Source organism: Microcoleus asticus IPMA8 (assembly GCF_013179805.1).
Lineage (GTDB): Bacteria > Cyanobacteriota > Cyanobacteriia > Cyanobacteriales > Microcoleaceae > Microcoleus > Microcoleus asticus.
Map to the genome: position 1 here is coordinate 1 of NZ_SRRZ01000184.1, position 9,742 is coordinate 9,742.

15 protein-coding genes and 1 pseudogene are annotated in these 9,742 nt (G+C 41.2%); 15 read left to right on the forward strand and 1 reads right to left on the reverse strand.

Translation table 11 applies throughout. The features are described 5' to 3' along the window. Positions 1-474 precede the first annotated feature (474 nt). From E5S67_RS29515 to E5S67_RS29585, 15 genes are all read left to right on the forward strand, one after another. Positions 475-681 carry a cupin domain-containing protein gene (locus tag E5S67_RS29515; protein ID WP_172192677.1) on the forward strand — a complete coding sequence of 69 codons (207 nt, stop codon included), beginning with the start codon at positions 475-477 and terminating at the stop codon, positions 679-681. Between the two features lie 225 nt (positions 682-906). After that, positions 907-1,353, forward strand: a complete 447-nt coding sequence (locus E5S67_RS29520) for a hypothetical protein (RefSeq protein WP_172192679.1) — start codon at positions 907-909, stop codon at positions 1,351-1,353. A gap of 183 nt (positions 1,354-1,536) precedes the next feature. Next, entirely contained in the window at positions 1,537-1,953 is a 417-nt protein-coding gene (locus tag E5S67_RS29525) for a hypothetical protein (protein WP_172192675.1), read from the forward strand. Positions 1,954-2,125: 172 nt separating this feature from the next. After that, complete coding sequence (locus E5S67_RS29530; protein WP_172192681.1) at positions 2,126-2,632, forward strand: pilus assembly FimT family protein; 507 nt, start codon at positions 2,126-2,128, stop codon at positions 2,630-2,632. Between the two features lie 94 nt (positions 2,633-2,726). Beyond that, positions 2,727-3,332, forward strand: a complete 606-nt coding sequence (locus tag E5S67_RS29535) for an alpha-ketoglutarate-dependent dioxygenase AlkB (protein ID WP_172192683.1) — start codon at positions 2,727-2,729, stop codon at positions 3,330-3,332. A 71-nt stretch (positions 3,333-3,403) separates the two neighbouring features. Continuing rightward, the gene (locus E5S67_RS29540) at positions 3,404-4,018 is read left to right on the forward strand and encodes an SLOG family protein (RefSeq protein ID WP_216670799.1); all 615 of its coding nucleotides are present in this window, start codon (positions 3,404-3,406) and stop codon (positions 4,016-4,018) included. Positions 4,019-4,135: 117 nt separating this feature from the next. Continuing rightward, the gene (locus tag E5S67_RS29545) at positions 4,136-4,597 is read left to right on the forward strand and encodes a hypothetical protein (RefSeq protein ID WP_172192685.1); all 462 of its coding nucleotides are present in this window, start codon (positions 4,136-4,138) and stop codon (positions 4,595-4,597) included. 157 nt (positions 4,598-4,754) lie between these two features. Next, a complete protein-coding gene (locus tag E5S67_RS29550) occupies positions 4,755-5,168 on the forward strand; it encodes a hypothetical protein (RefSeq protein ID WP_172192687.1) in 414 nt (137 codons plus the stop codon). Positions 5,169-5,412: 244 nt separating this feature from the next. Next, entirely contained in the window at positions 5,413-5,889 is a 477-nt protein-coding gene (locus tag E5S67_RS29555; RefSeq protein WP_172192689.1) for a hypothetical protein, read from the forward strand. Between the two features lie 185 nt (positions 5,890-6,074). After that, positions 6,075-6,842: a hypothetical protein gene (locus E5S67_RS29560; RefSeq protein WP_172192691.1), complete on the forward strand. Its 768-nt coding sequence runs from the start codon at positions 6,075-6,077 to the stop codon at positions 6,840-6,842. Positions 6,843-6,960: 118 nt separating this feature from the next. Next, complete coding sequence (locus tag E5S67_RS29565) at positions 6,961-7,926, forward strand: DUF5131 family protein (RefSeq protein WP_172192693.1); 966 nt, start codon at positions 6,961-6,963, stop codon at positions 7,924-7,926. A 131-nt stretch (positions 7,927-8,057) separates the two neighbouring features. Next, positions 8,058-8,297, forward strand: a complete 240-nt coding sequence (locus E5S67_RS29570; RefSeq protein ID WP_172192695.1) for a hypothetical protein — start codon at positions 8,058-8,060, stop codon at positions 8,295-8,297. A gap of 74 nt (positions 8,298-8,371) precedes the next feature. Continuing rightward, a complete protein-coding gene (locus E5S67_RS29575) occupies positions 8,372-8,731 on the forward strand; it encodes a hypothetical protein (RefSeq protein ID WP_172192697.1) in 360 nt (119 codons plus the stop codon). A gap of 141 nt (positions 8,732-8,872) precedes the next feature. Further along, a complete protein-coding gene (locus E5S67_RS29580) occupies positions 8,873-9,232 on the forward strand; it encodes a hypothetical protein (protein ID WP_172192699.1) in 360 nt (119 codons plus the stop codon). Positions 9,233-9,310: 78 nt separating this feature from the next. Next, entirely contained in the window at positions 9,311-9,544 is a 234-nt protein-coding gene (locus E5S67_RS29585; RefSeq protein ID WP_172192701.1) for a hypothetical protein, read from the forward strand. Here E5S67_RS29585 and E5S67_RS32855 read toward each other — a convergent pair. Further along, positions 9,541-9,742 (reverse strand): annotated as a pseudogene (locus tag E5S67_RS32855) (IS630 family transposase); the annotation flags it as partial. The gene E5S67_RS29585 and the pseudogene E5S67_RS32855 sit on opposite strands and share 4 nt — an antisense overlap.

The window sequence follows — 9,742 nt, forward strand, 5'->3', positions numbered from 1 at the left end:
CATTTTAGTTGATTATTAATAATTTATAAGTCTACAATTATACATTGCTCTGCCAACTTTAGCAATCTTTTCCTATCATTCAACACTTCTGTTCAGTGCCATGAAGTAATCTGTTAAGAGGCTTCGCCATAAAGATATGAGTAAATCCTTCTCACAGGAGCCTAACATCATGGAAAAGATTAAGAAAATTATTCCAAATATATCTGAATTCAAAGAGTATTTGAGAAGTTTGATTTGTGAAATGGAATATAGCTACAGTTCTCTAACCAAAAAAGCTTAGAACTGGGGCTATTTAACACAGTCCATCTCGGCAACGGTCAAGTTAGCCCTGGCTATTTCAACATAAGACTTTATGACCTTTGCCAACGCATTTATGCTGGCTGTGACATAGGTTTGTTGACCTATCACGGCAAAGAGAGAGGCGGGAGTTGTGGGCTGATTGTCCCTCACAGAGATCACGACTATGCACAACCAATGGCTGTATCTCTCAATCTTGGCGTAGCAGAGTTTGTCATTGATGGCAAAACTCATGTGTTGAATGATGGAGACATTGTGAAATTTAACTGCAAGCTTTCCCATGCCGTCCCCCGCATCCTGAGTGAAGAGCGGTTTAGTTTAGTTTTGTGGAAACTAAACGAAGCTAAGGGTTATCGATCGCAGATGATGGCCCCGATTGATTAGTAGCTTTTTAAAGCAATTAAGGAAACTTAGTCGCTTTATTTTTCATAGCTTTTCCCAGCTTTTAATAAGTTTTCTAGTTTATTTCTTCATCCGATCAACCTTAAATCCATCTAACATCCGCAGATTCTGGTACTTAAAGTCTCTCGTTAGGTGCGCTTCGCGATGGGGAAATGAGCTAGGTTTCTTAGCTTTTGTCCAAGTTCTTTACACTTTTAGAGGTTTGTCATGACTATTACTTTTCTTTCCAAAACTGCCAAAAAACGTAGTCTGTTAGTAGATGCCCTCCGTATTCTCGCTTGGGAAGAGTATCGAGCTGTCAACAAAGAATCACTCAAAGATCTTTCCTATGGTGGCTACGAAGTCTTTGAGGCTGAATGGAAAGTCCATGAAATCCATCAGTATACTTATGCCGAAATTGTAGCATTCGCCGAATCCTTAGAGTTCGCAGAGAATGACTTGCTCAATCTCCGCTCGAACTATTACGCCAAGAAAAGTAATATGCCTCGCTCCTCAAATTCCAATGGTAGCAATGGTTCTGCATCTTCACAGATTTCTTCGCAGACCTTACCAGAAACAGTCACGCAACTAAATTCTGAGTCGGGTAATTCTAGTGATTCTGGTAATTCTGGTGAGTCTAAGCCTTTGCCAAAATATGATGAAGCCCCTTTCTAGTTCAGTCGATCGATTCCATTAATTCAGAGAAACCTCGAAGTTTGTTGCTTTGAGGTTTCTCACTAATTCCGTAATTTTTCAAGATTTTCCCAGTTGTTTGTCTGTTAGGTGCGCTTCGCGATGGGGAGATGAGCTAAGTTTCTGGCTTCTGTTCAAATTCTTTACACTTTTTAGAGATTTATTATGGCTATCGTATTTCCTTCCAAAACTGGCAAAAAACGTTCTGTGTTAATTGATGCTTTTCGTATTCTCGCTTGGGAAGAATATCGAGCAACTAACAAAGAGGAATACAAAGACCTTGAGTTTCGTGGCTACGAAGTATTTGAGGTTGAATGGAAAGCCCATGAAATCCATGATATGACTTATGTTGAAATCGTTGCTTTGGCTAAATCCTTAGAGTTCGCAGAGAATGAATTGCTCAATCTCCGATCGAACTATTATGCCAAAAAGAATGCTATGGCTGCTAATAAACTTCAAGCAGCTACTAGCAAGAGCAATGGCAATGGCAATGGCAATGGCAATACTAATGGTAATGGTAGTGCTAATGGTGCAGCAATGGCAATGGCAGCGCAAGAATTCGATAATGGCGATCTCTTCTAGCCGATCGAACTGGTCGTAAAGAAAACTCCGAAGTCCTCGTGGCTTTGGAGTTTTTTTTTAGAGCGCCAGGAAACTTTGAACACAGCAAAGTCCAGAGCAAGAAGTTGCTCTGTGAGGCGCTTCGCGATGAAGAGGTGAGTAAATTTATTTTGTTATATCAGGAATTCACAATATGAAATTAACTGAACTTTTAACTTCGATGACTATCGTTTCTTTGTTAACTACTTTCGCGGTGCCGACAACTGTCAGAATTATAGCCAATGCCAAAGTTACGGGAGCATTGCTACAGTTACACCAGACCGCTAAGCAATCTCGCTATGATGCCATCATCAATTACGGACAAGTTCGATCGGTTGCGATATTTGCTGGCGAAAACCCAGGTATTGCAGAATGTTTAGATGGTGTTTGTGGCAAGCCAATGCCTTTGCCAAAAGGTATTGTTATTAAATCCACATTTCGTGGTATTGATGCCAAAGTTGCTGGCAAAGCCGGAGCTGATAGAGCAACTTTGGTGAGTTGGTCTAGCGAGACGAATGCTGGCATTGGTGGCAGTTATGGCCAGCATGGAAGCATCACCTTCAGCCATCCTTGGTCGTTGAAGAAGTTTTGTCTCGTCAGAGGCGGAGTTTTTGGCAATGAAGGCGAATATGCGATCCGCAAAGATAAAGAATGTAAATAGAAGATAATCTCTAGCCTGCGCTAGAGCTTTTTTTATTTCCCGCAACAACAGCGCTTCGCGTTGAAAAGTCGATTTCTACCCTCTAAATAAACCTATGCTGCACTTAAAAAGCTATTTCTCTGTCTCAGAGCAACAAAATCTCGTTGAAATTACCCGAAACATTGCCAAAGTTAATGGCGGAATGATAATTCCTGTTATGGCCACTGGTCAAAAATTTAACTGTAGCCAAACCAGTTGCGGAATAGTTGGCTGGCTGTCCGATCGAACTGGCTACCGCTACTCAAAAATCAATCCTGTGAATAATCAACCGTTCGCAGCAATGCCGACAGAGTTGATAGACATTGCTCAAAGTTTAGCTAAATTAGTGGGTGAATTTGATTATCAGCCCGAAACTTGCCTAATCAACTTTTATCCAGCAAACATCAAAAGTAAGTTAGGCTTGCACCAAGATAATACCGAGCAAAATCTCAAACCCTGCATCATTTCGATATCTATCGGTGACGATTGCAGTTTCGTTATCGGCAGCAACCGCAGTCGCACAGATCCATTAAAGGGCATCATTTTGCGATCGGGAGATGCTTTAATCCTGCATGGTGACAGCCGTTTAGCCTATCACGGAGTTCAAAGGATTATTCCCAAAACCTCCAATTTGTTAAAAAATAATGGTCGTTTAAACCTGACAATCCGACAAGTTTATTAACACAATCAAAAAAATTAGTAATGCTTCGCTGTGAGTTGTTGATTCTTCTTGGATGTAACAACTCACAAGTCATGGCAACAACTAAAATTCCTGCACTTCTTCAACATATCGATCGGACTCTCAATCGTGAGACTCAATACGGTTTCTCTGAATACTCTGAACTCTTTGAACCGAAAAAATATAACACGGCAATGATTACCGGACATCGCTGGATTAATACGCAAGGTTTTAAACCATACATCGAAAAACTAATCATGATGGCAGTTAATCAAGGTGTCAAAAAGTTTTTTTGTGGCATGGCACTTGGTGTAGACCAGTTAGCTGCTGAAGTTTTGATTTATAAAAAGCTGAACTGGACAGCGATACTGCCCTGTGCTGACCAACATATACTCTGGAAACCTCGTCAGCAAAGTCATTACAAGAAATTGCTGGCACAAGCAACGGATCACGTCTGTCTTTACAAAAATTACAGTGCGGGTGTCATGCAAGCACGCAACTCTTGGATGGTCAAACGATCGGATATCTGCTTGGCTGTTTTTAGTGGCGATCCTCATGGTATGGGGGGAGGAACTGCCACCACTTTCGACATGGCTAAACAGAAGAATTTGCTCATTTATCAGTACATTCCCGCTGAACGTAAATACCTAATTATTGAACCCAGCCACCATCAGTTAAGTCTCTTCTAGCTAGTTCAAATTTAGTTCAAAATTTCTACTTTCAAAACTCTCTTGCTTCAGGTACAAAAGCCAGAAGTGAGAGAGTTTTTTTCATAATTTACCATCTCAAACCTACACTCAAGAATCATGCCAAAAACCAAAAAAATTGTAATGACTCACATCCATTCACGCATTGCCAAACTTGCTAAGGCTGCGATCGACCGTGGTGAAATCGTCAGTTGCGATCAAATAAGTAGTCGCTCCTATCTCATCAAGCGATCGATTAATGGCAAGCGACCACAAACGACTCAATTCACCGTAGTCGGTGCTGCCAGCCTTCTTTATCTTCTCAATGTTGCTGCAAACGCTAGCGAATCTCTCGATCCGACCGAACCTGATTCTGATTTTAGTTCCAATTATTCAGAGCCACAACCAAAACACAAGCGCGGCTTTGATTCTTCATCTGAACCTGACTTCCTTGTTAACCCGGAACCTGAATCTGAGTCTGAATTTCACTCTGACTTTAACGTTGACTCTGAATATTTAGAGCCAGAGCCAGAGTTAGATTTAGAAACACAAACAGAAACAGAATTTCTAGAAGCAATCTAAAAACATTCGAGACACAGAAACATCTTCGTGTTTTGCTCTGGTGAGGAGCAATGATGTTTCTGTGCACCATATTGCCAAGAATAGCAAAAAAATACCCCAAAACTATCGCGGGGGGTGCTTCGCTTTGGGGAACTGGTTCTTTATTAAAGTAACAACTATGTCAATCCTACCATCTTCCACTTCTTCCACATCAAGTTTACCACAAATCGAAACTCCAGATTGGAGAACTGTAGGGTTCAATGCACAGATTCCCTGGAAAGCTTCGGACATAATTCTTGAAGAAGCGATCGGCAAACTGATTAATTTGGATGAAATTGTCGATCGGCTCCAAGCACTTGATTGTCAACAGTCCGCAGCATTCACAACTGAGCAAGTTAAGTTTGCTTTCCTCAAATGGATTGAGAATCATCTTGAGTCGATCGAACTCCAGCCCGAATGGTTTATCCATCAGGACTTTAAACATTTTGAGCGTTATTTGCCTGAGCTTGATGGCTCTTTCTTCCCAGAGGAAGAGTACGACCAAGGCGTTATGTATGAAGATCGGGTCGCTCATGATACGGCTCAGTTTTAACTCGATTCTCAATTAGCTGCTGTTAACTTAGCTGCTGAATTAACAGCCACCGACTATCCATCTCCACTTGAAGATGCTTTTGATGGGACTCCTGAACAAGCCGCTATTGCAGCACTTGATTGGTAGCCCCTGCTAGCAGCGCGAAAAGTTAAAAAATCCGATGACATAGAAACAGATTAAAAACAAATCAAAACTCTGTTCCTATGTCATCGGTGACTACCATATTTACCCAGCAAATTCTAACATGAATATTCCTGTCGTTTCTACACCGTATTTACAGAGAATTGCTGAAATTCGCAGCAAAATTGAAGCTCTTAAAGCTGAGGCTGAAGCAATCGAACCTGATGCTATTGTTGAAGGCTTTGATGTTCTTCAATCTCAACAGTCTCGGAAACAGATTGTCTATAACGATGCCAATGCCAAAATTGTCATTCAGTTTCGGAATCAATACGATGACCAAATCCTTCCCATTCAGCGCCTAGATGAGGACATTGCACGGGAATATGAAAACCTCTGCCGATCTAATGCTGAATCGATCGAATCTTCTAAAGCTTTCATCGCTGAACTTCAAACTCAACTTGAAGAAGCAGAAGCAAAATTAGAAACGTTTCTGACTTCTGAACATTTGAAAAATCTGCAAAAACAGCGGGCGATCGAACTCAAGAAGACCGAGTTTCAAGTACCCAAATTAGCGGTTTATGTCCATCAATTAAACCGTTAAAATATGGAAAGCTAAACATCGAAGCTATTGGTCAATACAGAACTTAAAATCATAAAAACTTTGGCTAACTTCCAATTGACGTAATGCTTCGCTGTTGGGCTTTGAGTTTCTTATTTCTCATATAGAAACAGAAACTAGAAACAAAAAATGAAACCTGAACTGAAACTTAATCTGAAGCAAAAACCATGCAGAATCCAATTATCGTAGACGGACACGCATTTAGAATCCCCGGTGTCCCTAGCCGTTACAGGGCTAACTGTTCGAGGGATTTTGGCGTCTTCGTTACCGGAGACACGAAAGGCTTAAACATTCTCGAAGTCCAAGAAAGGAAATTAAGCCGTGGAAAATTTGTTGAAATGGCTGTTTGTTCGATCGGCTCAAAGATTCTAACTTTTGAGCCAAATTATGTGAATGAACAATTCACCGAAATCTGGGGATTCCCAGTAAGCGGAGGTATGAAAGAGTTCTTTCATGCCAATTGTTCTGAACTGTCAACTTTCTTGATTCATCGGCAGTCACGAGACAAGTTAAAAACTCTGGTTGAGAGCTTCAGTCAGCAAGCATTCAATTCTTGGGTTGAAGAGGGAATGCCAGGGGGTTACGAGGAGTATGCTCGATCGAAAGCTGCTGATGCTCTATTCACCAACATTTTCCGTTTTGAATTGATTAAGCAGGAAAGTCGCGAATATGGAGCCTATTACGCAGTCTCAGTTTCCATTCGTCCGCCAAATGGAGCTTTAGATGAAGCAGCTCTTAAAGCAGCACGTCAAGTTCATGAGGCCGAAACTCAAGGATTCATCTGTTGTGAAGACCCTCGGCTAGTCGAAAATGAGCAAATGTGCGTTGCCTCAATGCCTCAGTCTCAAGCACCAGTAACATTGCCTGAAGCTGAGCAACAGTCAGCAATCAATGTGACCACAACGTCTGCAAAGCAAATCAAGTCTGCTAAGTAATCTGTCGTTTAGCTGAAAGAGTTGGGGAGCAATCCCCAGCTTTTTTAAAAAGCCAGAGTCAAAGTCTAAATCAGTCGATTGACACATAAAAGTAACCACAAAAGGGAGAACAAAAACAATGGGAACTAAAATTTCTTGGGCAACAGATGTTTGGAATCCTATCGTAGGATGCTCTCGCGTACCAAAAAGTCCCGGATGCAAAAATTGTTATGCAGCAAACCTCGCTAAATCTGCACGGTTACAGCAATTTCCTCAGTATCAAGAAGTTAAGGAATGGAACGGGAAAATTGCCTTTGTGCCGTCACAGCTAACTAAACCGTTTAAGTTGAAAACCCTGCAACTTTTCTTCTTATCAATGAGTGATCCAGGGCATCATAATGTCAAACGAGAATGGCTCGATCGGATGTTTGCGGTAATGGCAATCGCAAACGAGCACCAATTCCTGTTTCTGAGCAAGCGACCTGAAACCGTGAAAGCCTACATAGACGAATTAACAGCAGGTCGTTTGTATGAAGCAGCCAAATATTTCTGGAAGGAAACCGAAATCCCCAAACGACTCTGGCAATCACTGGAGCAACTGAAAGATTACTTTGAGAAGTTGGAATTTCCGCTCAAAAATCTTTGGATTGGAACCAGTGTCGAAAACCAGGAAGTAGCCGATCGCATCCTTGATGTAAGAGATACAGTAGCCCACATCCGGTTCATTAGCTGTGAGCCGTTGTTGGAGCGCATTGACCTCCGCAAGTATTTGGGCATCTGTGTCGGCTGCCAAACCTGCGAGTTTCGAGGCGACCATCGAATTGGAAAACCGATGGTGGTAAATTGGGTAATTGCGGGGGGTGAATCAGCCTGGAAACGCAGCGATGCCCGACCCTGCCATCTAGATTGGTTGCGATCGATCGTTCAACAATGTCAGCTCGCGAAAATTCCAGTCAGTGTTAAACAACTGGGCTCTAATCCGATCGATAGTTCTCCCTACATTGATGGTGTTGCAATAACTAATTACTCGGTCAAGGTTAAAGACCATACCGATATCAACGAATTTCCATCAGAGTTAAGGTTCAGACAGCATCCAGGTTTCTAGATTTAGTTTGGCTTTTCTTTACGGATGCAGGTTTCACATCTGCATCCTTCCTTTGATTCGTTAATACAACATTACACTCATGATTCTGGATAGTGCTTCGCTGTTGGACTGCAACTTTCTCAAGTTGAAAAATGCCACATACTTTTGGATTTTTGGAACAAAGCCAAGAACAATTAGCAAAACTAACCGCGAAAATGTTGTACGAAGTGGAATATATCGAGCCTGTTCTCGGTGAAGAGTTATTCCCCTACTACCGCCACTATTGCGTTATCTCAGCTTTCGGTAATAACTATTCCCAGAAAGGCTTTGGCATTTACGACTATCAAACCAGTAAGTACGATCGAATTGGTCACGTTCTCAGACATTTGTAACAATCCTGTTCAATTCAGTTTGCCAATGAGGAGCTTCGCTATAGGGTAGTGTTTCCGAACTCTACCCTACAGCTATGAAAGTCTTTCTCACAGGAACCGAGCATTTGCAGAAGATGAACGATGAAATGTGGACAAGGATTCACAATATAACCAAACTAGATGCCGAAATTTTAATCGGCAACTATCCCGGATTTGACCAACTCGCCCTAGTTTTTTTAACGATTTTGAGGTATCCCAAAGTCACGGTTTATGAAACTGGCAGCAATCTCTGTTTTGAATACCCGCTTGTCTTTGTTGGTCAGTATCCGGCTCAAGATATCTTCATGAGCAAACAAGCTGACTATATGCTTGCGGTCTACGACGGCAAAAGTCGCGGTGTCGCAGCCAATCTACAACGGATGCCACCCAATCGGATTCGCATTATCCGAGTTTAGCCAGAGTTTAGTCAGGGTTTAGCCAGAAACAAAAACAAAAACAGAAACAAGAAACAGAGCAGAAACAATTCAGGTAACTGTTCCTGTTTCCTGTTTCTATGGAAATTCAATGTTAATCAAATCAAATAGGAGTTTGATCGAATGAAAGTATTTTTCACGGGACCGGAAAATCTAAAAATAATTCCTCCTCAAGTCAGCCTAAGAATCTGTAAAGTAGTTGGGCTTAACGCCGAGATTTTGGTAGGAAACTTTAGCGACTTTGACGAAATTGCTTTAGGAATATTGTTTATCTTAGAATATCCTAGAGTTACTGTTTATCAAAGCGGTAACAAGGATAATCTAGGGTATCCGATTGTCGATGTTGGTGAATATCCCGCTTCCGATATTGCCATGAGTGAAGAAGCTAATTTCATGCTTGCCGTTTGTGACGGTAAAAGTCCCAGAGTTACTACCAATCTCCAACGAATGCCCAAAAACCGTATTCGTCTCATCCAGATTTAGTTCTCTCAGAAACAGAGAAATATCCACAGCTTCTGTTTCTGAGAAGTAACCAATTTTACTCGATCGCCAAAAACTACCATGTTAAACCACACTAAACTTTACCCGAGCATTCCTGTCGAGCAAGCTAATAAACTCAAAACTATTTCAATTACCAATTCAGACAAGGGACACAAAGATGGAGCGGCGATCGTCATTCCGTCGTTTATCTCTGGAACTGAAGCCAGAGCGATATTTGCTGAGAAACCACATTCAGTATTTGTCGGAGGATATATAGCAATCCTAAATGATTTTCTATATTTAGAGCAATCCTAAATGATTTTCTGTGTGTAAGTATATTGACATATTTTGGGGAAATCAAATTTATGTTCGTTAGTAAAAAACTCAAATAAAAATTTGACAATCTTAAAAGACCTACATAAATACCAATACTTTCTTAAAAAGTTTTTAGCTTGTAACCAAATATCTTCAACGGGATTCTGTTGGGGAGCATTGGGAGCAAATAAAATACAA

Bases quoted from the DNA above. Each gene is read 5' to 3' on its own strand.
- E5S67_RS29515 (WP_172192677.1), top strand. From the start codon at position 475: ATGGCTGTATCTCTCAATCTTGGCGTAGCAGAGTTTGTCATTGATGGC.
- E5S67_RS29585 (WP_172192701.1), top strand. From the start codon at position 9,311: ATGTTAAACCACACTAAACTTTACCCGAGCATTCCTGTCGAGCAAGCT.
- E5S67_RS29570 (WP_172192695.1), top strand. From the start codon at position 8,058: ATGCCACATACTTTTGGATTTTTGGAACAAAGCCAAGAACAATTAGCA.
- E5S67_RS29540 (WP_216670799.1), top strand. From the start codon at position 3,404: ATGGCAACAACTAAAATTCCTGCACTTCTTCAACATATCGATCGGACT.
- E5S67_RS29525 (WP_172192675.1), top strand. From the start codon at position 1,537: ATGGCTATCGTATTTCCTTCCAAAACTGGCAAAAAACGTTCTGTGTTA.
- E5S67_RS29555 (WP_172192689.1), top strand. From the start codon at position 5,413: ATGAATATTCCTGTCGTTTCTACACCGTATTTACAGAGAATTGCTGAA.
- E5S67_RS29580 (WP_172192699.1), top strand. From the start codon at position 8,873: ATGAAAGTATTTTTCACGGGACCGGAAAATCTAAAAATAATTCCTCCT.
- E5S67_RS29535 (WP_172192683.1), top strand. From the start codon at position 2,727: ATGCTGCACTTAAAAAGCTATTTCTCTGTCTCAGAGCAACAAAATCTC.
- E5S67_RS29575 (WP_172192697.1), top strand. From the start codon at position 8,372: ATGAAAGTCTTTCTCACAGGAACCGAGCATTTGCAGAAGATGAACGAT.
- E5S67_RS29530 (WP_172192681.1), top strand. From the start codon at position 2,126: ATGAAATTAACTGAACTTTTAACTTCGATGACTATCGTTTCTTTGTTA.
- E5S67_RS29560 (WP_172192691.1), top strand. From the start codon at position 6,075: ATGCAGAATCCAATTATCGTAGACGGACACGCATTTAGAATCCCCGGT.
- E5S67_RS29545 (WP_172192685.1), top strand. From the start codon at position 4,136: ATGCCAAAAACCAAAAAAATTGTAATGACTCACATCCATTCACGCATT.
- E5S67_RS29520 (WP_172192679.1), top strand. From the start codon at position 907: ATGACTATTACTTTTCTTTCCAAAACTGCCAAAAAACGTAGTCTGTTA.
- E5S67_RS29550 (WP_172192687.1), top strand. From the start codon at position 4,755: ATGTCAATCCTACCATCTTCCACTTCTTCCACATCAAGTTTACCACAA.
- E5S67_RS29565 (WP_172192693.1), top strand. From the start codon at position 6,961: ATGGGAACTAAAATTTCTTGGGCAACAGATGTTTGGAATCCTATCGTA.